28 protein-coding genes and 1 tRNA gene are annotated in these 26,189 nt (G+C 56.8%); 14 read left to right on the top strand and 15 right to left on the bottom strand.

Translation table 11 applies throughout. From position 1 onward, the window contains the following. Positions 1 to 22 precede the first annotated feature (22 nt). Positions 23 to 784, top strand: coding sequence for an ABC transporter permease (locus tag ASQ50_RS01130; RefSeq protein WP_058089804.1), 762 nt, complete (start codon positions 23 to 25; stop codon positions 782 to 784). Beyond that, a complete protein-coding gene (locus ASQ50_RS01125; RefSeq protein ID WP_058089803.1) occupies positions 781 to 1,275 on the top strand; it encodes a DUF192 domain-containing protein in 495 nt (164 codons plus the stop codon). The genes ASQ50_RS01130 and ASQ50_RS01125 overlap by 4 nt, the downstream gene beginning before the upstream one ends. A gap of 11 nt (positions 1,276 to 1,286) precedes the next feature. Here ASQ50_RS01125 and ASQ50_RS01120 read toward each other — a convergent pair whose 3' ends face one another. Next, a complete protein-coding gene (locus ASQ50_RS01120; protein WP_058089802.1) occupies positions 1,287 to 2,078 on the bottom strand; it encodes an enoyl-CoA hydratase in 792 nt (263 codons plus the stop codon). Positions 2,079 to 2,215: 137 nt separating this feature from the next. Between ASQ50_RS01120 and ASQ50_RS01115 the strand changes: the two genes are divergently transcribed. Beyond that, complete coding sequence (locus tag ASQ50_RS01115) at positions 2,216 to 2,398, top strand: hypothetical protein (protein ID WP_058089801.1); 183 nt, start codon at positions 2,216 to 2,218, stop codon at positions 2,396 to 2,398. 120 nt (positions 2,399 to 2,518) lie between these two features. On the opposite strand, the gene ASQ50_RS01110 is transcribed toward ASQ50_RS01115, so the two are convergent. Then, positions 2,519 to 2,605 (bottom strand) — tRNA-Leu (locus tag ASQ50_RS01110). A 107-nt stretch (positions 2,606 to 2,712) separates the two neighbouring features. Continuing rightward, complete coding sequence (locus tag ASQ50_RS01105; RefSeq protein ID WP_058089800.1) at positions 2,713 to 3,336, bottom strand: class I SAM-dependent methyltransferase; 624 nt, start codon at positions 3,334 to 3,336, stop codon at positions 2,713 to 2,715. 181 nt (positions 3,337 to 3,517) lie between these two features. On the opposite strand from ASQ50_RS01105, the gene ASQ50_RS01100 reads away from it, so the two are divergent. From ASQ50_RS01100 to cydC, 4 genes are read left to right on the top strand one after another with little or no spacing between them, the layout of a single operon-like run. Next, on the top strand, positions 3,518 to 4,966 hold the full coding sequence (locus ASQ50_RS01100; RefSeq protein ID WP_058089799.1) for a cytochrome ubiquinol oxidase subunit I: 1,449 nt from the start codon (positions 3,518 to 3,520) through the stop codon (positions 4,964 to 4,966). 2 nt (positions 4,967 to 4,968) lie between these two features. Further along, a complete protein-coding gene (gene cydB / locus ASQ50_RS01095) occupies positions 4,969 to 5,970 on the top strand; it encodes a cytochrome d ubiquinol oxidase subunit II (RefSeq protein WP_058089798.1) in 1,002 nt (333 codons plus the stop codon). Further along, positions 5,971 to 7,644, top strand: coding sequence for a thiol reductant ABC exporter subunit CydD (cydD, locus tag ASQ50_RS01090; RefSeq protein ID WP_058089797.1), 1,674 nt, complete (start codon positions 5,971 to 5,973; stop codon positions 7,642 to 7,644). After that, entirely contained in the window at positions 7,619 to 9,265 is a 1,647-nt protein-coding gene (gene cydC, locus ASQ50_RS01085; protein WP_227513233.1) for a thiol reductant ABC exporter subunit CydC, read from the top strand. The genes cydD and cydC overlap by 26 nt, the downstream gene beginning before the upstream one ends. A gap of 3 nt (positions 9,266 to 9,268) precedes the next feature. On the opposite strand, the gene ASQ50_RS01080 is transcribed toward cydC, so the two are convergent. Together ASQ50_RS01080 and ASQ50_RS01075 are read right to left on the bottom strand one after the other, a co-directional pair. Next, positions 9,269 to 10,510, bottom strand: a complete 1,242-nt coding sequence (locus tag ASQ50_RS01080; RefSeq protein WP_058089795.1) for a saccharopine dehydrogenase family protein — start codon at positions 10,508 to 10,510, stop codon at positions 9,269 to 9,271. Between the two features lie 43 nt (positions 10,511 to 10,553). Next, positions 10,554 to 10,967 carry a hypothetical protein gene (locus ASQ50_RS01075; RefSeq protein WP_058089794.1) on the bottom strand — a complete coding sequence of 138 codons (414 nt, stop codon included), beginning with the start codon at positions 10,965 to 10,967 and terminating at the stop codon, positions 10,554 to 10,556. Between the two features lie 158 nt (positions 10,968 to 11,125). On the opposite strand from ASQ50_RS01075, the gene ASQ50_RS01070 reads away from it, so the two are divergent. Both ASQ50_RS01070 and ASQ50_RS01065 read left to right on the top strand, forming a co-directional pair. After that, positions 11,126 to 11,455, top strand: a complete 330-nt coding sequence (locus ASQ50_RS01070; protein ID WP_058089793.1) for a hypothetical protein — start codon at positions 11,126 to 11,128, stop codon at positions 11,453 to 11,455. A gap of 11 nt (positions 11,456 to 11,466) precedes the next feature. Continuing rightward, the gene (locus ASQ50_RS01065; protein ID WP_058089792.1) at positions 11,467 to 11,922 is read left to right on the top strand and encodes a hypothetical protein; all 456 of its coding nucleotides are present in this window, start codon (positions 11,467 to 11,469) and stop codon (positions 11,920 to 11,922) included. Between the two features lie 30 nt (positions 11,923 to 11,952). Here ASQ50_RS01065 and ASQ50_RS01060 read toward each other — a convergent pair whose 3' ends face one another. Both ASQ50_RS01060 and ASQ50_RS01055 read right to left on the bottom strand, forming a co-directional pair. Next, positions 11,953 to 12,894, bottom strand: coding sequence for an electron transfer flavoprotein subunit alpha/FixB family protein (locus tag ASQ50_RS01060; protein ID WP_058089791.1), 942 nt, complete (start codon positions 12,892 to 12,894; stop codon positions 11,953 to 11,955). Beyond that, complete coding sequence (locus ASQ50_RS01055; protein WP_058089790.1) at positions 12,895 to 13,644, bottom strand: electron transfer flavoprotein subunit beta/FixA family protein; 750 nt, start codon at positions 13,642 to 13,644, stop codon at positions 12,895 to 12,897. A 427-nt stretch (positions 13,645 to 14,071) separates the two neighbouring features. Here ASQ50_RS01055 and ASQ50_RS01050 point away from each other — a divergent pair, with 427 nt between their 5' ends. Continuing rightward, the gene (locus tag ASQ50_RS01050) at positions 14,072 to 15,724 is read left to right on the top strand and encodes an electron transfer flavoprotein-ubiquinone oxidoreductase (RefSeq protein WP_058089789.1); all 1,653 of its coding nucleotides are present in this window, start codon (positions 14,072 to 14,074) and stop codon (positions 15,722 to 15,724) included. A 117-nt stretch (positions 15,725 to 15,841) separates the two neighbouring features. On the opposite strand, the gene ASQ50_RS01045 is transcribed toward ASQ50_RS01050, so the two are convergent. The 7 genes from ASQ50_RS01045 to ASQ50_RS01015 form a co-directional block, all read right to left on the bottom strand. Then, positions 15,842 to 16,303 (bottom strand): FKBP-type peptidyl-prolyl cis-trans isomerase, encoded by a 462-nt coding sequence (locus ASQ50_RS01045; RefSeq protein ID WP_058089788.1) that lies wholly within the window; start codon positions 16,301 to 16,303, stop codon positions 15,842 to 15,844. A gap of 201 nt (positions 16,304 to 16,504) precedes the next feature. Beyond that, positions 16,505 to 17,071 (bottom strand): DUF1285 domain-containing protein, encoded by a 567-nt coding sequence (locus ASQ50_RS01040; RefSeq protein ID WP_058089787.1) that lies wholly within the window; start codon positions 17,069 to 17,071, stop codon positions 16,505 to 16,507. A 17-nt stretch (positions 17,072 to 17,088) separates the two neighbouring features. Continuing rightward, on the bottom strand, positions 17,089 to 17,985 hold the full coding sequence (locus tag ASQ50_RS01035) for a radical SAM protein (protein WP_058089786.1): 897 nt from the start codon (positions 17,983 to 17,985) through the stop codon (positions 17,089 to 17,091). A gap of 42 nt (positions 17,986 to 18,027) precedes the next feature. Next, positions 18,028 to 18,477, bottom strand: coding sequence for a SixA phosphatase family protein (locus ASQ50_RS01030; protein WP_058089785.1), 450 nt, complete (start codon positions 18,475 to 18,477; stop codon positions 18,028 to 18,030). 26 nt (positions 18,478 to 18,503) lie between these two features. Beyond that, entirely contained in the window at positions 18,504 to 19,565 is a 1,062-nt protein-coding gene (locus ASQ50_RS01025) for an NAD(P)H-dependent glycerol-3-phosphate dehydrogenase (protein WP_058089784.1), read from the bottom strand. 55 nt (positions 19,566 to 19,620) lie between these two features. Continuing rightward, entirely contained in the window at positions 19,621 to 20,112 is a 492-nt protein-coding gene (locus tag ASQ50_RS01020; RefSeq protein ID WP_058089783.1) for an STAS domain-containing protein, read from the bottom strand. 13 nt (positions 20,113 to 20,125) lie between these two features. Continuing rightward, positions 20,126 to 21,334 carry a PP2C family protein-serine/threonine phosphatase gene (locus ASQ50_RS01015; RefSeq protein WP_058089782.1) on the bottom strand — a complete coding sequence of 403 codons (1,209 nt, stop codon included), beginning with the start codon at positions 21,332 to 21,334 and terminating at the stop codon, positions 20,126 to 20,128. Positions 21,335 to 21,448: 114 nt separating this feature from the next. Here ASQ50_RS01015 and ASQ50_RS01010 point away from each other — a divergent pair, with 114 nt between their 5' ends. Further along, positions 21,449 to 22,933, top strand: a complete 1,485-nt coding sequence (locus ASQ50_RS01010) for an HD domain-containing protein (protein WP_058089781.1) — start codon at positions 21,449 to 21,451, stop codon at positions 22,931 to 22,933. A gap of 13 nt (positions 22,934 to 22,946) precedes the next feature. On the opposite strand, the gene ASQ50_RS01005 is transcribed toward ASQ50_RS01010, so the two are convergent. Beyond that, positions 22,947 to 23,957, bottom strand: coding sequence for an NAD(P)/FAD-dependent oxidoreductase (locus tag ASQ50_RS01005; RefSeq protein ID WP_058089780.1), 1,011 nt, complete (start codon positions 23,955 to 23,957; stop codon positions 22,947 to 22,949). An 8-nt stretch (positions 23,958 to 23,965) separates the two neighbouring features. On the opposite strand from ASQ50_RS01005, the gene ASQ50_RS01000 reads away from it, so the two are divergent. Genes ASQ50_RS01000 through ASQ50_RS00990 form a run of 3 tightly spaced genes read left to right on the top strand, consistent with a single transcriptional unit; the run spans position 23,966 to position 26,165 of the window. Beyond that, positions 23,966 to 24,922 (top strand): acyl-CoA desaturase, encoded by a 957-nt coding sequence (locus ASQ50_RS01000; protein ID WP_058089779.1) that lies wholly within the window; start codon positions 23,966 to 23,968, stop codon positions 24,920 to 24,922. Next, a complete protein-coding gene (locus ASQ50_RS00995; RefSeq protein ID WP_058089778.1) occupies positions 24,919 to 25,386 on the top strand; it encodes a nuclear transport factor 2 family protein in 468 nt (155 codons plus the stop codon). Before ASQ50_RS01000 ends, ASQ50_RS00995 begins: the two co-directional genes overlap by 4 nt. Further along, positions 25,383 to 26,165 (top strand): SDR family NAD(P)-dependent oxidoreductase, encoded by a 783-nt coding sequence (locus tag ASQ50_RS00990; RefSeq protein ID WP_058089777.1) that lies wholly within the window; start codon positions 25,383 to 25,385, stop codon positions 26,163 to 26,165. The genes ASQ50_RS00995 and ASQ50_RS00990 overlap by 4 nt, the downstream gene beginning before the upstream one ends. Positions 26,166 to 26,189: the final 24 nt, after the last annotated feature.

Genomic DNA, 26,189 nt, shown 5'->3' with positions numbered 1-26,189 from the left:
GCCGGTACGAATGGAGAGCGTAATGAATCTGTACGGTGTAAAAGCAATCTACAAGTTCGAGATGGCGCGCATGAAACGCACCGTCATGCAGAGTGTGCTGTCGCCGGTGATCTCCACTTGCCTGTATTTCGTGGTGTTCGGCTCAGCCATCGGCTCTCGCATGGGCGAGATCGGCGGTATCGACTACGGCGCCTACATCATCCCAGGGCTGGTGATGCTGTCACTTTTGATGCAAAGCATTTCCAACGCCTCCTTCGGTATCTATATGCCCAAGTTCTCCGGCACTATCTATGAGGTGCTGTCTGCGCCAGTCTCGTATTTCGAGATTGTGCTCGGCTACGTGGGCGCCGCCGCCACCAAGGCTGTCATCCTCGGCCTTATCATCCTGGCCACCGCCCGGCTGTTCGTGGATTACTCGGTTCTGCATCCATTCTGGATGCTCTCGTTCCTGGTACTGACGTCCATTACCTTCAGCCTGTTCGGTTTCATCATCGGCATCTGGGCGGACGGTTTTGAAAAACTGCAGATTGTACCCATGATGATTGTCACGCCTCTGGTGTTCCTGGGCGGCACCTTCTACTCCATCGACATGCTGCCCGACATCTGGCAAACCATCAGCCTGTTCAACCCGGTGGTGTACCTGATCAGCGGTTTCCGCTGGGCCTTCTATGGCGTGGCAGATGTGCATGTGGCGATCAGCGTGGGTATGACCCTGGTCTTCCTGGCTTTGTGTATGGTCGCCGTGTGGTGGATCTTCAAAACCGGTTACCGGTTGCGCACATGAACACGTGGCGGATTGCCGCTGTCGTCACGCTGGTGGCGGCAGGCTGGGCGCCGGCAGGGTTGGCTGACGCGCCAGAAACACTACCCACGCTTGAGGCCTGCTTTCTCTCAGACAGCCAACACCATACAGTGGTGCTTGAGGTGGCCAGTAAGGACAAGCAACGGCAACGGGGGCTGATGAACAGAGCCACACTGCCAGAGGATGCCGGCATGTTGTTCACTTACCAGGCTGAACGCTCAGCCAACCATGGGTTCTGGATGTACCAGACCCTGATTCCCCTGGACATCGCGTATCTTGATCAACAGGGCGTTATCGTGAGCATCCGAACCATGACTCCCTGCCCCTCATCCGAAGGCCGGAACTGCCCCACTTATCCCTCAGGGGAACCGTTCTGGAATGCAGTGGAAATGAACGAGGGGTACTTCGCCGCCCGGAACATAACTCCGGGCGACCAACTGCTCTGGCCAGCAGCAGAGGCGTGCCAGCCATAGGCAGGATAGGGTTATCGGTGCTTCCAGTCCGGATCGCGCTTTTCCAGAAAGGCCGAGATCCCTTCCCGGGCATCATCCGTGCAGGCGTTCGCCGCCATCACCTCAGCGGTGTATTCATAGGCTTCCGATAACGGCATTTCCAGTTGGCGATAGAACGCAGATTTGCCAATTTTCTGGGTATGCCCGGACTTACTGGCAATCGTTGCCGCCATTCGGTACACCGTCTCATCCAGAACGTCGGCAGCGACCACCCGGTTGACCAGCCCGATGGCTTCCGCCCTGGGCGCATCAATCATCTCCCCGGTCAGCAGCATTTCCATGGCGTGCTTGCGGGAAACGTTTCGGGACAACGCCACCATTGGCGTGGAACAGAACAAGCCAATATTCACGCCGGGAGTGGCAAACCGGGCCCCTTGCTCCGCCACGGCCAGATCACAGCTGGCAACCAACTGGCAACCGGCCGCCGTGGCTACCCCGGCCACCCTGGCGATCACCGGCTGCGGCAGGTTCACGATCTGCTGCATTACCTTGCTACATTGCTGAAACAGTGCCAGCTGAAATTCATGGCTGTCGAACTGCGAACGCATCTCCCGCAGATCATGCCCCGCGCAGAATACGTGCCCCTCGGCAGCTAGTACCACCACACGGGTTTCGGAATCCTGTTCTATGGCTGTAAAAACATCTGACAATGCCTCCAGCATGGCCATCGACAGACTGTTTCGCCGCTCCGGATGGCTCAGCGTTACGGTGGTGATGCCATTCTCTGTGCGCTGTCGCACCAGATTACCGGTTGCTTGTGTCATAGCCTGCTCCTCCCTCAAAACACTTCCGGGCAGTATCACCAAACCCTGCGCCTGTGTCGAACCGACCTTCGGACAATGCTTGTAATTACCGCCAGAGCCCTCAGGGTAATAGGAGGCGAACGCAAACAGGAGAATCTATGTCTCGCAATGTACTGATCAAAATAGCACTTCTGGTCCTGATCCTGGGTGGCGCCCTCATAGTATTGATAAAAGATGACCCCAGGGTGCCCACCGGCGATATCAACCAGATACGCCCGGTAATGCCTGCCCAGGAATCACAGTACCAGGAGCCCGAGGAAAGAGCTGAGCAGGATCAGTGATGAATTGAGTGGCAACTTCCCGCTTTCCTTTCGTTAATCCAAGGAATTTCAAGCCCAGGCACTCCAATTGCTGATGTAGCGGTTTTTTTGTGTCCGGATTTAAGCAAAGAGAAATAATAGTGGTGCCCGGAGCCGGAATCGAACCGGCACGGCCTTGCGGCCGAGAGATTTTAAGTCTCTTGTGTCTACCAATTTCACCATCCGGGCATCGGAGGGGAGATTCTTGAAGGGCGGAATTGTATAAGGCCCGATGGCGTAACGCAATTCTGTTCCACTACCTCAGCCCTGATCGCTCACTTTCCCGCCAACTTGAATCAAACCGGCTTGATGGCGCGCCCTTTGTAGATGAACCCGGCTATCTTCGGCGCATTGGGCATGTACAGGTTTTCCAGCTCCTGAATCTCAAAGCCGGCGTGGCGAATAAGATCTGCAATTTGTCGGTTAAGGTGGCAACCACCCGCGAACATTTTCCAGCCCGGGGTTATGCGATGCTGCCATTTTCGGACGGTTTCATGGGGAGACTCCCCGTGTTCCAGGAACAAAAGGTCGCCGCCGGGCTTCAGTACCCGTTTCATCTGCAGCAAAGCCGCATGCCAGTCCGGGATCGTGCAGAGCGTGAACGTCAGCAATACCGTATCCACGGAGTTGTCCTCAAGCGGAATCTTTTCACCGGGCAGGTCCAACCACTCCACCGCGATGGGCGAGCGGTTAAGATTTGGTAATGCTTTGCGCCTCATCCCTTCCGAGGGCTCCAGGCCATAGACCATTTCAACCTGGCTCTGGTCATAAAACTCCAGGTTGATTCCGGAGCCCATACCAACCTCCAGCACTCTGCCACGGGCCCTCGGTACAATCTCGCTGCGGAGTTTCATTACCTGCCCCATAGAGCATGCCTTGTCGATAATGTGAGGTAACACTCTATCCTCGTAAAAGCTCATGCGGCTCACCATAATTGCTTTTGATCAACGGGTGCGACAAACTGCCCCATCCATTATTGCTACAATTTGCGTAGCATCGTAATGAACTGCCGGTAATAACAATAGACAAGATGAGCCAAGGCAGCGGCTGAACGGGCGCGCTGACCCGTTTTTTGACTATGTTTGAGTTACCGGAGGTACTATGGAGCTCGATCCTCTCATCCTATCGCGAATCCAGTTCGCATTTGTGGTGTCATTTCACGCCATTTTTCCGGTGTTTTCCATCGGTCTGGCGTCTTTCATTGCTGTCCTTGAAGGCCTGGCGTTCAAAACCGGCAATCCGCTGTGGGAAAAACTGTCCGCCTTCTGGACCAAGGTGTTTGCCGTGGCATTCGGGATGGGAGTGGTATCCGGCATCGTGATGTCGTTTCAGTTCGGTACCAATTGGAGCAACTTCTCCCAGGCCTCAGCCAACTTCCTCGGCCCCATGCTTAGCTATGAGGTGATCACGGCGTTTTTCCTGGAGGCCGCATTTCTGGGTGTGCTCCTTTTCGGTCGTCATAAGGTGCCGGCGGGCGTTCACCTGTTCGCAGCCATTATGGTGGCGGTTGGCACCTTTATTTCGTCGTTCTGGATTTTGTCTGCCAACAGTTGGATGCACACACCCGCGGGTGTGGAATTGAGAGACGGCGTATTCCATGTCACCTCCTGGTCTCAGGCGATATTCAACCCCTCCTTCCCCTACAGGTTCGCCCACATGGTTGTGGCGTCGTTCCTGACTGGTGGCTTTGTGGTAGCTGGCGTCAGCGCCTGGTACCTGCTTCGTGGGCGAGAGGTGGAAGCAAACCGCAAGGCCTTGTCTATGTGCCTGTGGATGTTGTTGTTCCTGGCCCCGATCCAGGCGGTGATTGGTGATCTTCATGGTTTGAATACCATGGAGCATCAACCGGTCAAAGTCGCAGCCATGGAAGGTAATTGGGAAACCTCTCGAAACGTGCCGCTGCTGCTGTTTGCTATTCCCGACCAGGAAAACCAGACCAACCGGTTCGAGATTGGTATTCCTAACCTGGCCAGCTTTATCCTGACCCACGAATGGGATGGTGAGGTGCCTGGCCTGAACGAGGTTGCGGTAGAAGAGCAGCCGCCAGTGGGTGTCGTGTTCTGGTCTTTCCGGGTGATGGTTGGCCTGGGACTGTTGATGATTGCCTTTGCCCTCGCTGGTCTGTTGCTCAGACGCAATGGCGCCTATTACCAGAAGCGCTGGTTCCTTCAGGGTTTGCGGTTCATGAGTATCACCCCGTTTATTGCGGTGATTGCAGGATGGTTTGTGACTGAGATAGGCCGTTCGCCCTGGTTGGTGTATGGCATGATGAACCAGGCCGAGGCACTGACACCGTCGCTTACCGGGGGCATGGCTCTGTTCACCCTGATTGGCTATGTCGTGGTGTATGGACTTGTCTTCAGCGCCGGCGTCTACTATCTGCTACGGGTGCTCTATGTAGGCCTGGAAGACGAAGACGAAGACGAAGGTGAGCACGAATCTGACCGCCCTGCACGGCCCCTGTCTGCCGCCCATGTGCCGTTTGAAATTGAATCCGGCTCAGGTGCCGTTAGTCATGCCCGGCCGGCCGCTGATAAAGGAGGTCTTTGATCATGGAACTTTTTAACCTGTCTTTGATCTGGGCATTCATTATTGGCTTCGGCGTGATCATGTATGTGTTGATGGATGGTTTCGATCTGGGTGTGGGCATCCTGTTCCCCTTCGCCCCAACGGAGACCGACCGAGACACCATGATGAATACCGTAGCTCCGGTATGGGATGGCAACGAAACCTGGCTGGTGCTTGGTGGCGCCGGCTTGTTAGCAGCCTTCCCGCTGGTATATTCCATCATCCTGCCTGCGCTCTATATTGGCGTATTTCTGATGCTTGCCGGATTGATTTTCCGGGGTGTAGCCTTCGAGTTTCGGTTTAAGGCCAGGACCTCCCGCTACCTCTGGAACTGGGCCTTTGCCGGCGGCTCCACCATCGCTGCTTTTGCTCAGGGTGCTGTGGTTGGCGCCTATATCCAGGGCTTTGAAACTACCAACGGTGCCTACTCCGGTGGCGCTCTTGACTGGCTGACACCCTTTACGGTGTTGACCGGTCTTGGCCTGCTTGCCGGTTATGCCTTGCTGGGCTCCACCTGGCTTATCATGAAGACGGAAGGCCGGTTGCAGGAGTGGGCATACCGTATTACTACACCTCTGCTGATCGCGGTGCTCGTGATCTTCGCCATCATCAGCGTATGGACCCCGTTCGTGGATGACATGGTGCGTGAGCGCTGGTTTGATCACATCACAGTAATCTGGGTTCTGCCGGCACTGACTCTGCTCTGTGCGTTCCAGATCTGGCGCTCGGTGCGCAATCGATTCGAGGGCATGCCCTTTGTAGCGACCATGGGGCTGTTTATCACCACATATCTTGGCCTGATTGTCAGCCGCTGGCCCTATGTGGTTCCCCCGGAGTACACCCTGTGGGATGCCGCCTCCGCCTATGAATCGCAGCTGTTCCTGCTGCTGGGGCTGCTATTCGTTATCCCCATCGTGCTGACTTACACCGCCTGGACCTACTGGGTATTCCGCGGCAAGGTCCGTGCTGGTGAGGGGTACCACTGAGTGGCGGAACCGGCTCAGGCTGATATTCGCCAATGGCTTTCCGGGCTAGCCCGTAAAAACCAGCGGTGGATTCGCGCCACGGTCGTAGCCGGAGCACTGGTCGGGCTGGCAACCATCGTTCAGATGGCTCTGCTGGCCTGGCTGGTGCATCAAATCGTCATTGAGGGCCAGAATGCGCCTACTCTCGCACCCTGGTTCGTCGCCCTGGTGGCCACACTGCTGGTTCGCACCCTGGGCCAGGGTTTCCAGACACAATTTGCGGCGCGCTGTAGCGAACAGGTGCGGCGCGATGCCCGACGACAGATTCACCGCCACTGGCGGGATGCCGGCCCGGTAGCGCTCGCCGACAGCTCCGCCGGCACCCTGGCCCGGGAATGGCTGGACCATGTGGAAGCATTACATGGCTATTTCGCCCGCTTCCTGCCGCAAATGTCGTTGTCGGTGATTGTGCCACTGGCCATTCTGATTCTGGTGTTCTGGCTGGACTGGCTTGCGGGCATTTTTTTGCTGCTTTCCGCGCCGCTGATTCCGATCTTCATGGCACTGGTGGGAATGGGTGCCGAGAAGGTCAACCAGCAGCATTTCGAGACCATCAGTCGATTATCAGGCCAGTTTCTGGACAAGGTCCGCGGCCTCACAACCCTGCAATTGTTTCGTCAGACGGAGGATGCTTCCCGCACCCTGCATCGGCGGTCTGACCAATACCGCAAGATCACCATGAAAACCCTCAAGGTGGCCTTTCTTTCTTCCGCTGTACTGGAGTTTTTTGCCTCCGTCGCCATTGCCGTTATTGCCATCTACATTGGTTTTGGTTTGCTGGGCTATATCACTTACGGTCCCAGCGCGGACCTCACACTTTTTTCCGGTTTGTTGATTCTGTTGCTGGCGCCGGAGTTCTTCCAGCCGCTGCGAACGCTGTCCCAACACTACCACGACCGGGCCGCTGCTCTTGGCGCCGGCGCTGAAATCCTTGCTCGGCTGGCAACCCCCGTTGGCGGGGAGCCTGCATCCGACAAGCCCGCATCGTTGCCGGATCATGGTCTTAGCCTGGAAAACGTCACCCTCAGCTACCAGGGCGGCAAGCCGGTACTCGCCAACCTTGACCTGACCATCGAGCGTGGAAAGGCGGTTGCGCTGACCGGGGCCTCCGGAGGCGGAAAGTCCTCTTTGCTACACTTGATGGCGGGGTTTATCCAGCCAGATAGCGGTACCATCAGTGTGTTCGGCCAGGCACCCGGCCAGTGCCCGTTTGGCTGGCTTGGCCAGCGCGGGTTCTGGATACAGGGCTCCTGGGCAGACAACCTCCGCCTGACCAGTCCGGAGGCCTCAGACATTGCCATTGAGAACGCGCTGCGCCTGGTGGGCCTGGGCAGTGTGCTTGAAAGCCGGGACCAGGGTATTCACAGTTTGATTGGAGAAGATGGCCAGGGGTTGTCCGGCGGGCAGGCTCGCAGGCTTAGCCTGGCACGTATTTTCCTGGCGGATTACGACCTGATCCTGCTGGATGAACCCACAGCCGGGCTCGATGCGACAAGCGAGATTCTGGTTCTGGAAGCGCTTCACAAACTGGCGGAAGCAGGCAAAACGCTGGTTTTCTCAACACACCACCAGGCCCTGCTGGCCCTCGCGGACCAGGTGCTGATTGTCAATGACGGCGAGGTTCGCCATGCGTGAGCTCAAGCCCTGGCTGGACCTGATTCTTCAGCGGCGCGGCCGCCTGGTGGTTGGTGCCCTGTTGTTACTGGCTACCCTGCTCTCCGGTATCGGGTTGTTGGCCTTGTCGGGCTGGTTTCTGACCGAGACCGCACTGGTGGGCCTGCTGCTGGCCGCTGGCACACAAGCCTACATCAACCTGTACGTTCCGGGCGGCGGCATAAGATTTTTCGCGGTGTCCCGCACGGTCTCCCGCTATCTTGAACGGGTATACAACCACAACACGGTACTGCAGTTGCTAACCGATATTCGTGTTGCCCTGTTTAACCGAATGGCCGAAGCCGGCCACCGTGATCGGGGCCAGAAATCTGGCGCCCAGTGGTTATCCAGGCTAACGGCAGATGTGGATGCCCTGGATACCCTGTACCTTCGGGTGATAGCGCCCACGGCCCTGGCCGGGGTCGTCAGCGTGTTGCTGGTGCTCTCCGCCTGGCTGCTGTTCTCGGGTTCATTGGCCCTGATGCTTCTGGTAATGATGGCGACGGCTCTCTTGCTTTCCAGCTGGCGAGTGTTCGCCGGTACAAAACACCTATCAGGCCAGCTAAGTGACCAGCAGGAGAAACTCCGTGGCGATGTTATTGAACACCTGGAAGGCTTTGCCGAACTCACTGCGGCCGGGCGCACGGGCAAGCACTCCGGCCGTTTGATGAGGCAAGCGCTGTCAATGTCCAGAACCCAGGCCAGGGTGGATAGCCATGCCGGATGGCACCAGGCAGCCACACAGTTAATCGTGAATCTGGCGGTTGTGGTGACACTGTGGGTTGGTATTACCCTGTTTGACCAGGGATCGGTAACCGGTCCCGTGCTGGTTCTGCTGCCCATCGCTCTGATGGGACTGCTGGAGGTCTATGCCATGCTGCCCGATGCCTTCGCCAAGCTCGGCGCCACTCTGTCTGCAGCCCGGCGTCTGAACCAGGAGGTGCAGCCCGCTCCGGGAACCGAGTATTCTCCAGCCCTTGGCAGGCAGCCGGCAGAAACCACCGCTAATGCACTGGAAGTGCGGGATCTCTCGGTTGGCCACCCAGGGCTGCCGCCGGTTCTGACCCATTTCAGCCTCAAGGTTGGCGCGGGAGAACGCCTCGGTATTGTTGGCGCCTCGGGCTCCGGTAAGTCCACCCTGGCGGATACCTTCGCCGGCGTCATTCCGCCCCGGCAAGGGAAGCTCGCCTCCCTGCCCTGCGCCTATCTCACACAGGCAACGGTGGTGTTCGAAGACACGGTTAAAGCCAACCTGTTATTGGGCAACCCCAATGCTACCGATGGCGATCTATGGCGTGTTCTGGAACTGGTAGAGCTGGCAGACAGGTTTGCCCGTGAAACGGAAGGTTTATCCACCTGGCTGGGCAGTGCCGGTAACCGGCTTTCTGGTGGTGAGGCAAGGCGGCTGGTGCTGGCGAGGGTTCTGTTGAGCACGGCGCCTCTGGTGATTCTGGATGAACCGTTTACCGGCGTGGATACAGACACCAGGGAGCGCATCGCTCCCCAGATCAATCGATGGCTGGAAGATCGGGCGGTAATCTGCCTGGGGCATGGACCGGAGGCGCTATTGCCTTCCTCCGGCCATACCCTGCACCTGAACTGACCCTCAGCGGGTTTCCAGCACGTCGAAGGTCAGGCCCGCTTTGCTGGTCAGTCGCTCCAGCAGTTTGCCATCCAGCATGGAAGCCGGCGTCCAGAAACCGCCCTGGTCATCGTCTGACAAATCAAACGCCAGGCACAGCCCCGCCTCACCAAGCATTTTGGCCGTGGAACCGTAACCCGGATCCCGGTCGCCGGTGACTTTGGTGATGATGGTCTTGCCGTCTGTGGTACGCCCCACAAAACGCAGGTCATAGAAGCCGTTTTCCTGGTCTTCCGGGCTCGGGCCCTCACCAGGCTTGGGCACCAGCTTCTCAACCACCCACCGGGTAGGCTTGATGGCGGAAGCGGTAAAGAAAGCGCCGAGTGCGGCGGTGATGCCGTAAGCGGTCAGGCGGCCTTTGGCGCCCTTTCCGGTCATCATGGCCTCGTCGTACGTGAACTCCTGACCGTAACGGGCCTTCTGAAGCGCATTTGAACGGTGCACCACGCGGGTGTTGATGGCGCCCATCACGAACGGCGCCAGCCACACGTCAAAGTCTTTGTCGTACTCTGCGGTTTTCAGGCTGGGCTGGCGTACCTTGGAGCGGTGGCCCTCCGGGCAGATCGAGAAGGGATTGGCCAGCTCCTTGCGCAGTTTCGGATCCGCGCCGGCTTCTTTGGCCACGTTAATCATGGATGCCACGGTGCCACCGGACAAACCACCCTTGGCGACCTTAACCCGCATGCGCACGTCCTGGCAGGTCTTGCCGAAGGCTTTCTCAGCCTGCTGCTGCAGGAACCAGACGCCCATATCGGACGGTATTGAGTCGAAACCGCAGCAATGGACAATTCGTGCACCGGTTTTCCTGGCCTGGGCTTCATAGCCCTCGACCATCCGGCGAATCCACTGCACCTCACCGGTCAGGTCGCAATAATCGGTGCCAGTGTCCACGCAGGCCTTGATCAGCGGTTCACCATAAAGGGCGTATGGGCCAACGGTGGAGATCACCACGCGGGTCTGCCGGCACATGCCCGCCAGTGCCGAATCATCGGCCGCGTCAGCCACCAGAACCGGCAAGTCCGCAGCCTGCGCACCCAGTTCGGCTTTGAGGGCATTCAGTTTGCCCTCTGAACGGCCAGCGATAGCCCACTTCACCTTGCCGGCCGCGCCATAGTTCTCTACCAGGTATCGGGTCAGAATCTGGCCCACAAAGCTGGTGGCACCAAATACCACCAGATCATAGTCTGCCTGCTTGGAATTCGTCATTACATGTCCTTTTTGGTTTGCGTATACGAATATCTCGGATCGGTCAGGGTTGGCGAGACGCTTTTGCTGCCATCAGCACCATAAATACGGCCACTCCCAGCCCCCAGAAGCCGTTAAGAATGAGACCACCTACCCAAGTCTGGGCTGATACTGCCAAACCCTTCATCGGAAAGACAACCAGCATCGCTACGGCGGTTGGGCCAGCGGCACCCAGTATCACATGGCCGAGCCAATACAACGCTCCTTTCAGGCGGCCGGCGATGGCCCATATCGCGACACCCCATAACCCGCCGAAAAATGCCAGGGAGATCACCGATGGTACCCCCAATGGCGGCACGGGAGTAAGGTTAAATGGCGCTGCGGGTACGGCACCTGCCAGGTAAAACACGGCAAATAGCCCCTGATGGAAAATCAGTGTTGCCAGAAAGCCCGCAACAAACGCCTTTATCCAGACCATATTGGATTCCTTTCGAGTTTCATTGAATTGATGGTAACAGGTTTAAAACCGGCACGACTTTCCCGGATACACCATGACAGGCGTCCGGCCGGCCAATCGTTTGTCATACAGCTTGTTGCACACTGTGGCGCATAATGACACAAGTGTGGAGGCATCCCTTGATCATCTTTCTGACCATCACAAGCCTGATATTGCTGGCCATCAGCGGTCTGCTGCTTTGGCAACTGCTTGAACAGCGCAAAATGATCAACAACATGCTCGAGAACGAGGATATCAGTGATATCCATCGCGAACCGGAACTGGTGCTTACGTTGAGGGTGCTGGATCCGATTGCCCTGGCAAAGCGCGAATCGCGAACCGGCCGGGCGCTGGCAGACAAACTGCCGGTTATGACCCGGAAAATGGTCTATCAGGAAGTCATGAAAGAACTGGAAAGCGAGCTGTTTGAGCGGGATATCGACGTCGAAATGCACATTGAGTATCGCTGAGGAGCACGGCTATGGTCTCTCAGGTTCTAATCATCATTTGCCTCGCCGGCGCTGCAACGCTTCTTTTTTCGGGGTTCCGTCTGTCGAACCAAACCCGAAAACGGTTACTGATCCTCAATGCCCATCGAATTGCGGCCCGCAGCGCCATCCAGAAGAGCAGGATGGACCTGGCGGAAGTGCGCAACCGGGCCCGACTTCTCGAAGATACCGTCTCTGGCGGCGCTTCTGCGGTTGAGAAGGTTCATAAGGCGATAGCCAACACCACCTTCGGTCTGATCGACATGTTCTCCAAGGATGAGGAGTTCAAAGACAGCACCCGCAAAGCCCGGCAAACCCATCACCAGAAAAGTGAGCAGGTTTATCAGGCGGTGAGAACCACCAATCGCGCCCTGCACATCCTGGCAGACACACTGATTATCAGCAAAGCGGAAAAGCGCATTGCGTCAAAACCAAAAAAGGCGCCCTGAGGCGCCTTTTTTGATCCAACTATCAGAAAGTTACAGGACTTTCTTCAGCTCTTCTTCCAACTGCGGTACGGCTTCAAACAGATCCGCAACCAGGCCGTAATCAGCAACCTGGAAGATCGGTGCTTCTTCATCCTTGTTGATCGCAACGATCACCTTGGAATCAGACATACCGGCCAGGTGCTGGATGGCGCCGGAAATGCCGACCGCGATGTACAGCTGCGGAGCGACGATCTTACCGGTCTGGCCAACCTGCATGTCGTTGGGTACGAAACCAGCGTCAACCGCGGCGCGGGATGCACCAACGGCAGCGCCCATCAGATCAGCAACCTGCTCCAGCATCTTGAAGTTGTCACCGTTCTGCATGCCGCGGCCACCGGAGATAACGATACCGGCAGAAGCCAGGTCCGGACGGTCAGACTGGGCTTTCTCTTCACCAACGAAGGAAGACAGGCCGGCGTCTTTTACAACGTCCAGTTGCTCAACGGATGCGGAACCACCTTCGGCAGCTACCGGGTCGAAACCGGTCGGGCGTACCGTGATAACCTTGATGGCGTCGTTTGCCTTAACAGTGGCGATGGCGTTACCCGCGTAGATCGGACGAACAAAAGTGTCCTCGGATTCAACGCGCACGATGTCAGACACCTGAGCAACGTCCAGCAGCGCAGCAACGCGCGGCATGAAGTCTTTACCGGTAGTACCGGCAGCCGCCAGGATGTGGCTGTAGCCTTTACCTACTTCGGCAACCAGTTCGCCCAGGTTTTCGGCCAGGAAATGACCGTAGGCAGCGTTGTCGGCAACCAGTACCTTGTTCACGCCTTCTGCCTTGGCAGCGGCTTCAGCGACGGCGCCTACGTTCTCACCGGCAACCAGCACGTCGATGTCACCACCGATGGCCTTGGCAGCCGCTACAACATTCAGGGTAGCCTGCTTGAGGCTGCTGTTGTCGTGTTCAGCAATTACCAGGATGCTCATTTAGATCACCTTCGCTTCGTTCTTCAGTTTATCCACCAGCTCAGCTACGTCAGCCACCTTGATACCAGCCTGGCGTGCAGCCGGAGCTTCGACTTTCAGTGTGGTCAGGCGCGGGGCGATTTCAACACCCAGATCAGCCGGAGACATGGAGTCCAGCGGCTTCTTCTTGGCTTTCATGATGTTCGGCAGAGAAGCGTAGCGCGGCTCGTTCAGGCGCAGGTCAGTGGTAACAACCGCAGGCAGGTTCAGAGCAACAGTCACCAGACCGCCGTCTACTTCACGGGTTACGTTTACCTTTTCGCCATCAACAACCACTTCGGAAGCGAAAGTGCCCTGGCCCATGCCAGTCAGAGCAGCCAGCATCTGGCCGGTCTGGTTGTTGTCGGAATCGATGGACTGTTTACCAAGAATAACCAGCTTCGGCTCTTCTTTCTCAACGACAGCCTTCAGCAGCTTGGCCGCTTCGAGGGACTGAACTTCTTCGTCAGTCTCGATGTGGATACCACGGTCAGCACCCAGAGCCAGAGCAGTACGGATTTGCTCCTGAGCAGCTTTCGGTCCAATGGATACAACAACGATTTCACTGGCAACGCCCTTCTCTTTCAGACGAACCGCTTCTTCAACAGCGATTTCGCAGAACGGGTTCATTGCCATCTTGACGTTGGCGAGGTCAACACCGGTGTTGTCCGGCTTGACGCGCACCTTCACGTTGTAGTCGATAACTCGTTTTACAGCGACCAGAACCTTCATAGATTCCTCGTTCTTCTACGATGGGTTTAATGACTCGCAATCCTTAACGGGGAGCCTGCTGGATAGTGCGCAGTAATACTGCAGGCTACTGTCTACAGGGTCAATAGCCCCATTCGACGCATCAGGACTGCCTTCACAGCCAATAGACCGGGTTGACCCGGCCTGGCAATGAGACGATACTAAAAATCGACTCAAAACACACGACATTTCGGTGTATACGTACAATGCCAAAGGTAAACGCAAATTTCAAACAAACGTTTGTTTGATTCCTGAAATACGTTATCCTTTCGGGACAAAGGGCCCGTATTCAGGGCTCGGGGCTGTCGTCTATAGGCATTTTTATCGGTATGATGTCGCCCCTGAATGAATTGAGTTAGGCCTGCGGGCATACAACACCCACTAAAAAAAGCTGTTTGAGGAGACCAACGTGGAACGCGAATCGATGGAATTTGATGTTCTGATCGTCGGCGGCGGCCCTGCGGGCCTGTCGGCAGCCTGCCGCGTGATGCAACTGGCGCAGGAAGCCGGCGAAGAACTGACCGTTTGTGTGGTTGAAAAAGGTTCTGAGATCGGCGCGCACATCCTCGCCGGCACCGTATTCGAGCCCACGGCCCTGAACGAACTCTTCCCGGACTGGAAAGAGAAAGGCGCCCCCCTGAACACCCCGGTTACCCGTGATGACATTTTCCTGCTGAAGAATCAGGAAAAGGCCACCAAAGTACCCAATGCCTTTGTGCCCAAGAACATGCACAACCACGGCAACTACATCATCAGCCTGGGCAACCTGTGCCGCTGGCTGGCTGAGCAGGCCGAACAGCTGGGTGTCGAGGTTTACCCGGGCTTTGCCGCAGCTGAAACCATCGTTGAAGATGGTCAGGTAAAAGGTATTATCACCGGTGATATGGGCGTTGCCCGTGACGGTTCCAAGAAAGACGGCTATATGCCGGGTATGGAACTGCGCGCCAAGTACACCCTGTTTACTGAAGGCTGTCGTGGTCATCTGGGCAAGCAGCTGATCAAGGATTACAAGCTGGACGAAGGCAAGGACCCTCAGCACTACGGTATCGGCATCAAAGAGTTGTGGGACATCGACCCGGCCAAACACGAGCCAGGCCTGGTGGTTCACACCACCGGCTGGCCGCTGAATGAATCCGGCTCTACCGGCGGCTCTTTCCTGTATCACCTGGAAAACGGCCAGGTTTATGTCGGCCTGATCACCGATCTGTCTTACAGCAACCCGCACCTGAGCCCGTTCGAGGAGTTCCAGCGTCTCAAGTACCATCCGGAGATCAAGAAATACCTGGAAGGCGGCAAGCGTGTTGCCTACGGCGCCCGCGCGATTGCCAAAGGCGGCTACAACGCCCTGCCGAAGATGAGCTTCCCGGGCGGTCTGTTGCTGGGTTGTGATGCCGGCACCCTGAACAGTTCCAAGATCAAAGGCTCCCACACCGCCATGAAATCTGGCCTGCTGGGCGCGGAAGCTGTATTCGAAGCTCTCAAGGAAGGCAAAACCGGTGAGGAAATCACCAGCTTCCAGAAGCGTTTCGAAGACAGCTGGCTGTACAAGGAGCTCTACGCCGAGCGTAACTTCGGCCCGGCCATGCACAAATTCGGCAACATTGTCGGCGGTGCCATTGCCTTCTTCGAGCAGAACATTCTGCGCGGCAGCCTGCCGATCACCTTCCACGACACGACTCCGGACTACGCCACCCTGAAGCCGGCGTCTGAGTGCAAGAAGATCGACTATCCGAAGCCGGATAACAAGCTGACGTTTGACCGCCTGTCCTCGGTGTTCATCTCCAACACCAACCATGAGGAAGATCAGCCGGTTCACCTGAAGCTGACCGATCCGGACATTCCGCTGAAGGACAACCTGCCCAAGTACGACGAGCCTGCGCAGCGTTACTGCCCGGCCGGCGTATACGAAGTGGTCGAGAAAGACGACGGCAGCGGCAAGAAGTTCCAGATCAACGCCCAGAACTGTGTTCACTGCAAGACCTGTGACATCAAGGATCCTGCCCAGAACATTACCTGGGTAACGCCGGAAGGCGGTGGCGGCCCGAACTACCCGAACATGTAAACGAGTAGACTAGCCAGAAAGTACCGGAGCTCGCCTCCGGTATTTTTTTTGCCACAAAAAAACCAAAAAAGAACGGCTCCCGCAGGAGCCGTTTTTTGATCAACCTCTCGGAAGAGATCAGTGCACGTGGCCGTGCTCCTGCTCTTCGTCAGTTGCTTCGCGAGCTTCTACCACTTCTACGTCGAAGTGCAGAGTCTGCCCCGCCAGCGGGTGGTTGGCATCGATTGTGACGGTTTCGTCGCTGACTTCCACAACACGAACGATCTGGGGACCGCCCGGAGTCTGAGCCTGGAACTGCATGCCCGGCTCGATGGTGTCTACGCCTTCAAAGGCAGAGCGCGGAACCGGCTGGATCAGTTCTTCGTTAACTTCGCCGTAACCTTCAGCGGGAGCAACGGATACTTTCACCTGATCGCCTGCGTTCTTTTCGTTCAGCGCACTTTCCAGTCCACCGATAATGTTTTGTGCACCTTCCAGGTAAGACAGCGGCTCACGGCCTTCTACACGGGAGGAATCGAGTTGCTCTCCCTGGTCGTTAGTGAGCGTGTAATGGATGGTGACAACACGAGGTTGGGCCATGTGATCTCCTTGCGTGTCGCAATGACTGTGTATTTGGATTGTAGGCAATCGAAAGTGTTCGTGAACAGCCATACTGCACAGAGGGACTAACGACCACCAGGCCTCGTTAGAGAGCCAGGCTCGGTAACAAGTATGAAAACACAGTTTAACAAGTGACAGACTGCGTTTTCTACCCTATTCATAGAGGCGAGTTCGCGGTTTTCAACCGCCCTGCCCGATTTTCCAGAATTTTCCGTGACTAAGCACGCCGTACCGGGTTACGCCACTCTCCTGCTGCTCTTCCATCAGGCCTGCCAGCTCGTAGAAGGCCGCCGTCACCAATCGGGCCTCAATGCCGTGGCGGACATGCACCACGGGCCGGGGTTCATCGCTGTTCGGGTACTGCATCACCGCCAGGGGATGCTCAGGCCCTATCTCAAGGACTTCACCCACATTGGTGGTCAGCGAGAGCACTTGCCCGGCGCCCTCTCCTTTACGCTCCAGGGAATGCGCCAACAACGGGGTATCTTCAACCTGGATGCGCCATTTCTCGACCGGCGTGACCAGGTAATGGTGCCCGTCCTCTTCCCGGCGCAAAATGGTTGAGAACAGTTTAACCGTGGCTTCACGCGCGATCGGCGCGCCCTGGTAAAGCCACTGGCCGTCGCGGGTGATCACCAGGTCCATGTCACCAGACAACTCCGGATGCCACTGGTGCAGTGGCGGAAGCCCCTTTGCGCTGCTGTGTTGCTGTACCGATTGTTCGATATCATCAGGCTTCATATTCATTGGCGGAAACTCCCAGGTTACAGACCGCGCATCCATTCGGCACGCAACGGCGCAGCGCCGGGGTCACGAATGGCAAGGTCAACCTCGCCAAGAAGTCGCTGCTTATCGCGCCCAAGGGTGCCTTTGAGTACCAGATAATTGGATGCGTGGTCACTACGGAATATCGTGTTCTCCAGTTCCAGGTGCTCGAGAAACACCCGAATCTCTTCAAACAGACCTTGCTGGCTCAGGGGGACGAAGTCGTCACCGAAACCGGCGCGGAAGCGCTCCTCTCCCTGGGGAAAGCTGACCACCAGGGTGGACAGGTAATCGGGCTGAGTCTCGTTGCAGAGAGTGGCTGTGTTGATGGCGTGCTGCCGGGAGAGCAGCTCGCCCCCCAGACCGTTGAGCACCATCACAGAGCTGGTCAGCCCCGCCTGCTTTATTTTCGCCAGAGCCGACCGGGTAGACTCCCAGGTTTCGCCCTTGTTGATCCGGCGAAGCACTTCATCGTCGCCGGATTCCATGCCTACGTACAGAATTCCCAACCCGGCTTCCCGCAATTCGACGAGTTCTTCCACGGATTTTTTAGCGAGGTTGCGGGGTAAACAGTAACTCGACACCCTGCGCAGGCCGGGGAGAGCCTGCTTCAAGTCTGCCAGAATCTCCAATAACCGGCGCGTTGGAAGCACCATGGCGTCGCCATCTGCGAGAAATACCCTCGGTACGGATTCGAAGGCTTCAGCAGCCCGGGCAATATCCCGACGAATATCGTCGGGCTTGCGCGCCCGGAATTTTTTCTGGGGTTGGGTGTACATTTCACAGAACGTGCACTGGTTCCAGGAGCACCCGTTGGTGACCGGCAGTATCAGCGATTTGGCTTCACTCGGTGGCCGGAAAACCGGCTCTACGTATTCAATCGGAAAGCTGTACATGGCGTCTCAGCAACAATCAAGGGAAGTTGGATATGGGCAAGATCAGGGCAAAAACTGGGCTTTCAAGTCTGCGCAGCCGGGCCCCACCACTGGCATGTCGAGCAACACTGCCTGCGCAGTCATGAACGGTATGCCTTTGCGGTGGCCATCCACCAGCAGGGTGGACAGGCAGCCAACGAACGGCATGTGAGACACCAGCATCAGCGGCGAGGCCTTGTTCTCCAGTAGCAGATCCAGGCACTTTCCGGGGTCGTCATCCGGGGTGATAACCGGGCATTCTTCAACCGGGCAATTGAGCACTTCAGACACGATCGCCGCAGTCTGCCGGGCTCGGGTGTATGGGCTGGACCAGATGCTCTCCGGCCGCCAGGGAGATTTGGCGATCTGTGCAGCCACCGAGGCGACGCCGGCCCGGCCAGCTTCTGTCAGCTCCCGTTCCTGATCCAGGGTGTGCCAGCCGGCCTCGCCATGGCGCATAATGATCAGATGCAAGGTAATCCTCCCTGCCCGGCGCGGGCTTAATGACTGATGGTGCGTGGCAGAATAAACTCAACGTCGGAATTCTGTACGGCCATCATCAGGCTGTTAATTACGGCGTTGATGGAGGCTTCTTCGTACAGGATTTCATAAAGCCCCCTCACCAAAGGCATGTAAATGCCAATGGCCTCCGATTTTTCACGGACCAGCTTCAGGGTATAGATCCCCTCCGCTACCTGCCCCAGTTCCTGCGCGGCTTCATCAAGTTTCTTGCCTTTACCGACCGCATAACCCACCCGGAAGTTCCGGCTTTTATTGGAGGTGCAGGTGGCAATCAGGTCGCCCACGCCAGCCAGCCCCATAAAGGTCATCGGATTGGCACCCAGGCTGACCGCGAAACGGCTCATTTCCGCCAGACCACGGGTAATCAGCATTGCCTTGGCGTTCTCGCCCATTTCCAAGGCATTGGCCAGGCCGGCTACGATGGCGTAAATGTTCTTCAGCGCCCCGGCCAGCTCCACCCCATACACGTCGACATTGGCATAGACCCGGAAATACTCACAACCCAGCAATTCCTGGATGGCCCGGCGAACGTCCGGGTCTTTGGCGGCAATCACGGTCGCCGTCAGCTCACGGTTAACGATCTCGGCTGCCAGATTGGGGCCACTGAGCACACCAGAGCGACAACGGGGAATCTCTTCCTGAAGAATCTCGCTCATAAGCTTGAAACCGTGCTCTTCGATACCCTTGGTCAGACTGACAACAATCTGGCCATCCCGGAATACCTGGCTGTTTTCGCGGATCACGGCACGAAATGCCTTGGACGGGATGGCAACCAGCACCACCTCGGCCTTGCGAACGGCGTCTGCAAAATCGGTCGTGGGCTGAATATCACCTTCCAGGGTGATACCCGGCATATAACGCTTATTGGTGCGGTGCTGGCGAATATCCTCGGCCTGCTCCTCATCACGCATCCAGAAGTGGACGGTATGGCCATTTTCGCCAAGTACCTTGGCCATGGCCGTGCCGAAACTGCCGCCACCCAGAACGGCGACGTCACGAGGGCCCGCGCCGGCGGTGCGGGTAGTTGAATTTTCAGACATATCTGTTCCGTTTTGTTGCTTCAGGGGCACCGCTGGGAACGCATAACCGGAACGCTCAGCCCGGTTCTTCGCACTCCAGCGCGCGCACCAGGTTCTTGAATTCTTCCCTGTTCTTGCTGTTCATGCCCATCAATACTTTGTGGGCATCAAGTACCTTATCTCTGACCTGTTGTTCACTGGCCTTCAGTACGGGGATTTCTTCGAGCTCTTCAATTCTGGAGGCGGGCTCCCGGACAATGATAAATATCTTGTCGAAGCCCATAGAGGCGATAATGCGGGTGATGTCGGGATTGGTCGAGATCAGAGTTGGCAAGAACTGACTTTGTTTTTGCGCCGCCAGGGCTATCTTGGCCAGCAGGCCCAGAGTCGTGCTGTCGATGATTTCCGTTTCGGTGAGATCAACCACAACCGTTTTGAACTGGGGATCGCGGGTGATGGACTCAACCAGATTATCCAGCGTCGAACACAGGTTCAGCCGGATTTCCCCAATAAACTTCAGGACATAGATTCCCTGCTTCTCAGCTTGCAGGATTTTATAACCAGCCATTTTCACACTGCCACTAAGTCGACGACGTGTTGTCTGAACCATCTATGGTATCAGTTACCGATACTATCGCGATATCGTCCGGCAGCTCCGAGATCTTACCAAGCCCCAGAGCGTCGCTCAGCGATGCGATAGTGTGACTACCTCCTGATACGAGTTCAAGTAGTGTCTTCTCCTTTTCATCCAGGGATTTTGCCGGAATCACTTCCAGAATTCCGTCTGAAAACAGCAACAGCCGGAACGGCTTGTCCAGCTTGACCTCGTAAACCTCCCACTCCGGTGCCTCAAACAACCCTACCGGGAGCCCACTACCCTCCAGAAAACGGGTTTCGCCGCCCTCGAACGACAAAATCGGCATCGGGAAGTGTGCACCGACCGCATAACTTAATGTACGGGTGGAAATCGAGATAATGCCAACAAATACGGTTACGTGCTTACCGAGACCAGTATCCAGTAGCTCCGAGTTGATCCTTTCCAGAAACCGTTCCGGGTACAGGATATCGTCACTGGATTGTCGGCGCATATTGCGCTGGAGGCGATTGGTCAGGTTCTTGAGCAACACCGTGACGAACGCCGAGCTGGCACCATGCCCGGACACATCGGCAATGTAGACCAACACTTTGTCTTCGGTAATGCGGAAGTAGTCCAGGAAATCGCCACTCAGGTACAGTGAAGGCTTGATCAGGTGGTCCACCTGCAAACCGGACAGGCTCAGCTCGTGGTCTGGCAACATTTTTAGCTGGACCTTGCGCCCGGCATTCTGGTCAGCTCTCAGTTCCGCGATACCTGTGCGGAGTTCCCGATTGGCCTCCTCAAGTTCCTGCCGGTACAGTTGGTTCAGGCGATTCACCCTGACCCGATCAAACAGTTTGCCGATAACGTCGTCCAGGGCGCCCTTGTCGTCGTTACAGGGTTTAAGAACCACATCCGCTGCACCAGCCCTGAGGGCCTGGACAATCTCTGAACTGGATTCGCTGCAGGTGCAGGCAACGATGGGGGTAAAGCTGTCGGCTTCATCCAGCCGCCTTGACAGTTCTCGGATGGCTTCGGGGGGCAAATCTGCAAAGATGACATCGGGAATGTTATCTTCGAAAAGGCTTCGGGCGGCGCTGACATCGGGAAATCCAGTCACATAGAAGCCTCTCGCTTCAAGGTAGCGGGACAAATCCGATCTCGCCTGTTCGTTGGCGTCAATAATCAGAATGCGCTCGGTGCGCGAGGTCATGTTGATGGCCTTAAACTACCAGCGATAAAAGAGAAATTGGCTTCATAAAGCCTATTCTGGCATGCCCCTGTGATATAACAAGGGCCGTGTCATTAATTTGGGAGATTTGTAACCATGCGACGTGCCGTCAACGACCTGCTCGGAGCCTACGACAAGCTCATCATGGACCCCGTGCACGGCGGCATCCCCCTGTATCGGCATGAAATCCAGGTGATTGACCATCCCCTGTTCCAGCGCCTGAGAAACATCTGCCAGAACGATATTTTGAGCCTGGTTTTTCCTGGGGCAACCCACTCACGTTTTCTGCACAGCATTGGCGTAATGCATGTGGGAACCCGTATGTTCCGTTCGATGATTGACGCCTACCTTCGGGAACGGCAACTCAGCGAACGTACAGACCTGAGCCTGAGCCAGCTCGACGCCATCGATTACCTGGCCAAAACCATTCGCCTTGGTTGCCTGTTGCACGACAGCGGCCACTCCAGTTTTTCGCATCAGTTCACCCAGGCCCGCCGCATCCGGGAGCTGATGTCGCGCCCCCAACGTTTCAGGGATCTCTGGCGCGGGGTCGACTTCACCCGCTATCACCCGGAGGAGCCAGAAGAACTGGAGCACGAACATTATTCCGTCCGGGTTGCCCATGACGTGCTGTCATCGGTGGATCTCGAAAACGCCGGGCTGGACGCGGTTGATGTGATTGGCATCATGGAGACGACTGACGTTACCCCAAGCGCCACCTTCTGCCGCCACGCCCGCACTTTCTGGGAATTCATTGCCGGTGCAGACGCGGTCGCCGGCACCATCGGTGAACAGGACGTGCCGGCCCTGGTCATGGGCTTACTGTCGTCCATTGTGTCCGGTGAAATCGATGCTGACCGGGCAGACTACATGCTTCGGGATGGTTTCCACAGTTCCGTGACCATCGGCGGGTTCAATCTTGACCACCTGCTGAGTAACCTGCGGTTTGGCTGGGATGTGTCCGAGCCCTGGATGGGCCTGGCGATTACCCAGAAAGGCCTGGGTGCCCTGGAAGACTTCGTGTACAGCCGATATCAGATGTACCGCAAAGTCTACGCCCACAAAACAGCCCTTGGGTTTGACTGGCTGCTGCGGGAAGCCATCAACGAAGTACTGGAAGACCCGGAGAGCTTTGACTGGATCGACACTTGCCTGAGCGATATGAGGTTTTTTGCGGAGCTGACCGATAATTTTTTCTGGGAAGCCTTCCGGAAAGTGGCCCGCAAGCATCCGAAAAGTTACTCATTCTGCATCGTAAATCGGGTGAAGCTGCACCACCTGGATACCCGGGAGAATCTCGACAAACAGCAGATTGCTGACCACAGCCACTGGCTGGCTGGAGAGTTGGCCATGGACCCGGGCAACGTGGTCACCTGCTCCATGCGCGCCCGGTTCTCGAATATCCAGGACAACTTTAACGGCATAAAGGTCTTGGTAAAGAATCCGATCTCCAGGGAGCGCTCATTGCGCAAAATTACCGAGGTCAGCGCGTTTTTCTCGAAGTTTGGTGACGGCACCATCACCCATTTCTACAGCCGGCCGGAAGTCACCAGAATGGCGCCTCCCGACCTGCTCGAATAGACTGGCCCCCGCGCTACTTCATCGCGGCAACCAAACCGGTGGCGCTTTCCCAGGCGCCCTCTACCCGGCCACCAGCTAACCAGTCTCCCGCCAGCCCGATGCCACTCCTGGCATCGTAGCGATATCCGGGCTGATCACCCCCGGCCGACCTGGCGTAGAGCCAGCGGTGAGCCACCGTCTCATCGGGGCGGGCATCGGCCCCGGTTAACGCTGCGAATTCACCCACCAATGCGTTACACACCTGGCCCGGCTCCGCATCCACATGGGCCATTGTCCACTCCGGGGTGGCATGCAATACCCACCATTGGCCGGAATCATCCCGGCCCGGCTTGGAGGAATTGTTGGCAACCCAGTACAGCACCGTAGAGTGCGGGCGCATGGCGTCTGCGTCCACCTCCGGTGGCTCGGAATAATGAGCCGCCACTGCCCAACACGGGAGAATCTGATCAACCGGCTTTTCAAGCTCTTCCGCCAGCCCGTCAAGCTGGCTAGCCAGTAACAGTTCCCGGGCCTGAGCCGGGGGAGCAGTGATGATCACCTGATCGAATGAACCGTGGTTCCGCCCTTCTGTGCACACTAATTGCCACTGGTTACCGGAAGGCACTAACCGTTCAATTCTCACCTGAGCGGTCACTTCTACGTGGGCAGACAATGCACGGGTGATAGCGGTCATTCTCGGGACGCCAACATAACGCTTTTCTTCCGGAAACGGCTGCCAGTGAAGGGTTTCGTCCTGATAACGGAATCTGGCTGGCCACTCGCGGAAAGCGTCGCTCCCGGCCCAGCGTTGCAGGAACGAAAAGAACTCAGGATTGCGGGCGGTAAAGTATTGGGCACCGACATCGGCAGACCCACTACCAACCCTCTTGGAGGCCATGCGACCACCCGGCCCGCGACTTTTCTCAAACACCGTGACACTATGGCCCAGTTGGCTAAGTAAAATTGCAGCTGTGAGGCCTGCCAGACCTGAACCGATAACCGCTACGTTGCGTATTGATGTGGTGTCTGATGTCACTTTAAGCATGGTTGTATATGGCCCGATTGAATTACTGGTTAACAAACATTCTGAGATGGTTCGATTCCGAAGCAGGTTCAGATCACCTGGATTCCAGTTCCAGATCCTTTAACTGGGTGAGAGTGCTGCCTTTTATCGCATTACATCTTGCCTGCCTACTCGCATTGTTCACCGGCGTCAGCACCTTCGCTGTTGTGTTCGCCGTCGCCTTCTTCGTCATCCGGATGTTTGCCATAACAGGCTTCTATCATCGTTACTTTTCCCACAAAACGTTTAAGACCAGCCGCGCCGCGCAATTCGTGTTTGCCGTGCTCGGAGCCAGTTCGGCCCAGCGGGGCCCGTTGTGGTGGGCAGCTCATCATCGGCATCATCACCAACATTCCGATAATGCAGAAGACCTGCACTCACCTCACCACGGCGGGTTCTGGTGGTCTCACGCCGGCTGGTTTACCTGTGATGCCGGCTTCACCATGGATGAACGCCGGGTGCGAGACTGGTTGAAATTTCCAGAACTCAAATTTATCAACCGGTTCGATTCACTGATTCCGGCGGCCGCCGCCTTGCTGATCTATCTGCTGGGAGAAGCCCTGGCAGTTTGGGCCCCAGGGCTGGGCACCAATGGTTTGCAACTGCTGGTTTGGGGCTTCTTTATCTCAACGGTGTGCTTGTTCCACGCGACGGTATCCATCAACTCACTGTCTCACGTGTGGGGAAAGCGCCGGTTCGAAACCGACGACGATAGCCGCAACAATTTCTGGCTCGCGCTGATTACGCTGGGCGAAGGCTGGCACAACAACCACCACCGTTGGCCACAATCCGTACGCCAGGGATTCCGGTGGTATGAAATAGATATCACCTGGTACGGGCTTTGGGCATTGTCCAAGCTCGGGATAGTGTGGGATTTAAATCCAATCCCGGCACACATCCAGAAAGAAACACGTGAATTGGACGAACAGAGGAGGAAGCGCAAATGAAAACTGCTTCTGCCATTGAGGTCGGCTCACCCAACCCCGCCCTGCCAGCTGTGCTCGACCAGTTCTGCGCCCTGTTCAATGAGCTCGACAAGGGCAACCTGCATAAACTGCAGCAAGTCTATGGTGAAGACATCGAGTTTCAGGATCCATTTGGAACGGTGAACGGCCTGGACGCGCTAACGAATTACTTTGCAGGCGCCTACGGCAACGTTATCCGATGCCAGTTCCGCTTCAACAGCCCAGTGATCCAGGACGCCTGGTGCACCATTCCGTGGGTAATGGAGTTACAGCACAAGCGGATCAAAGGTGGAAAAACCGTGGAGGTTGAGGGTATCAGCCACCTCCAGATTCTGGACGGCCGGGTACGGTACCACCGGGATTATTTCGATGCCGGCCAGTTGCTCTACGAAAATCTGCCGGTGGTGGGTGGAGTGATACGTTGGGTCAAGGAGCAGGCAGGATGAGCAGACGCCTGGAAACCACCAGCAACATCTGGCTGACCGGCGCATCGTCCGGGATTGGCGAGGCACTGGCAAAGCAACTTGCTACCCATGGGCACCGGTTGATTGTCACCGGGCGCCGGAAGGAGGCCTTGGATGCTCTGGTGAATCAGCATCCCCAGCACATGTTGGCCGCCCCCGCGGACACCACCAGTAAGGCTGACCTCGAGGCCATCAAGGATTCTTTGGGTCACTTTGGTGATCTGGACATGGCGATACTGAATGCCGGTACCTGTGAATACCTGGAGATCGCCGAATATGACAGCCGCGTGATTGAAGCCAACATGACGACCAATGTCGTTGGCACGGCCAGAAGCCTGGATATTGCGCTTCCGGCCCTCAGGGCCACCCGGGCCAAAGGTAAACCGGCGACGCTGGTGATTGTCAGCTCTTCAGCCTGGTGGTTTCCGTTTGGCCGGGCAGAGGGTTATGGCGCGTCAAAGGCTGCCCTGACCTACTTTGCCCACGCGCTGCGTGCGGACCTTGCAGCCGAGGGCATCGACGTGGTGGTGGTCTCTCCTGGCTTTGTGAAAACGCCTTTGACGGACCGTAACGACTTCCCCATGCCCTTCATCATCGGCTCGGAAGATGCCGCCGATCGCATTGTTAAAGGCCTCGAAAAGGGTAAGACGGAAATCGCCTTCCCCCGACGTTTCACCTGGATGCTGAAAGCGCTGGGTGCCTTGCCTCAAGGCCTTGTGGATCGCATGGCCGCCTCCATGGCCCGTAACAACCACTCTTGAACTCTTTATTAACAGGAACAGATT

The sequence above is a fragment of the Marinobacter sp. LQ44 genome, from assembly GCF_001447155.2.
Lineage (GTDB): Bacteria > Pseudomonadota > Gammaproteobacteria > Pseudomonadales > Oleiphilaceae > Marinobacter.
This window is presented reverse-complemented; position numbering and strand designations above follow the sequence as displayed.

Coding starts and splice junctions, on each gene's coding strand:
- ASQ50_RS01080 (WP_058089795.1), bottom strand. CDS start 10,510: ATGACGAATTCCAAGCAGGCAGACTATGATCTGGTGGTATTTGGTGCC.
- ASQ50_RS01055 (WP_058089790.1), bottom strand. CDS start 13,644: ATGAAGGTTCTGGTCGCTGTAAAACGAGTTATCGACTACAACGTGAAG.
- ASQ50_RS01065 (WP_058089792.1), top strand. CDS start 11,467: ATGGTCTCTCAGGTTCTAATCATCATTTGCCTCGCCGGCGCTGCAACG.
- ASQ50_RS00990 (WP_058089777.1), top strand. CDS start 25,383: ATGAGCAGACGCCTGGAAACCACCAGCAACATCTGGCTGACCGGCGCA.
- ASQ50_RS00995 (WP_058089778.1), top strand. CDS start 24,919: ATGAAAACTGCTTCTGCCATTGAGGTCGGCTCACCCAACCCCGCCCTG.
- ASQ50_RS01035 (WP_058089786.1), bottom strand. CDS start 17,985: ATGTACAGCTTTCCGATTGAATACGTAGAGCCGGTTTTCCGGCCACCG.
- ASQ50_RS01060 (WP_058089791.1), bottom strand. CDS start 12,894: ATGAGCATCCTGGTAATTGCTGAACACGACAACAGCAGCCTCAAGCAG.
- ASQ50_RS01105 (WP_058089800.1), bottom strand. CDS start 3,336: ATGAGCTTTTACGAGGATAGAGTGTTACCTCACATTATCGACAAGGCA.
- ASQ50_RS01115 (WP_058089801.1), top strand. CDS start 2,216: ATGTCTCGCAATGTACTGATCAAAATAGCACTTCTGGTCCTGATCCTG.
- ASQ50_RS01040 (WP_058089787.1), bottom strand. CDS start 17,071: ATGAATATGAAGCCTGATGATATCGAACAATCGGTACAGCAACACAGC.
- cydC (WP_227513233.1), top strand. CDS start 7,619: ATGACGGCGAGGTTCGCCATGCGTGAGCTCAAGCCCTGGCTGGACCTG.
- cydB (WP_058089798.1), top strand. CDS start 4,969: ATGGAACTTTTTAACCTGTCTTTGATCTGGGCATTCATTATTGGCTTC.
- ASQ50_RS01130 (WP_058089804.1), top strand. CDS start 23: ATGAATCTGTACGGTGTAAAAGCAATCTACAAGTTCGAGATGGCGCGC.
- ASQ50_RS01015 (WP_058089782.1), bottom strand. CDS start 21,334: ATGACCTCGCGCACCGAGCGCATTCTGATTATTGACGCCAACGAACAG.
- ASQ50_RS01020 (WP_058089783.1), bottom strand. CDS start 20,112: ATGGCTGGTTATAAAATCCTGCAAGCTGAGAAGCAGGGAATCTATGTC.
- ASQ50_RS01010 (WP_058089781.1), top strand. CDS start 21,449: ATGCGACGTGCCGTCAACGACCTGCTCGGAGCCTACGACAAGCTCATC.
- ASQ50_RS01045 (WP_058089788.1), bottom strand. CDS start 16,303: ATGGCCCAACCTCGTGTTGTCACCATCCATTACACGCTCACTAACGAC.
- ASQ50_RS01025 (WP_058089784.1), bottom strand. CDS start 19,565: ATGTCTGAAAATTCAACTACCCGCACCGCCGGCGCGGGCCCTCGTGAC.
- ASQ50_RS01100 (WP_058089799.1), top strand. CDS start 3,518: ATGGAGCTCGATCCTCTCATCCTATCGCGAATCCAGTTCGCATTTGTG.
- ASQ50_RS01120 (WP_058089802.1), bottom strand. CDS start 2,078: ATGACACAAGCAACCGGTAATCTGGTGCGACAGCGCACAGAGAATGGC.
- ASQ50_RS01075 (WP_058089794.1), bottom strand. CDS start 10,967: ATGGTCTGGATAAAGGCGTTTGTTGCGGGCTTTCTGGCAACACTGATT.
- ASQ50_RS01125 (WP_058089803.1), top strand. CDS start 781: ATGAACACGTGGCGGATTGCCGCTGTCGTCACGCTGGTGGCGGCAGGC.
- ASQ50_RS01000 (WP_058089779.1), top strand. CDS start 23,966: ATGGCCCGATTGAATTACTGGTTAACAAACATTCTGAGATGGTTCGAT.
- ASQ50_RS01005 (WP_058089780.1), bottom strand. CDS start 23,957: ATGCTTAAAGTGACATCAGACACCACATCAATACGCAACGTAGCGGTT.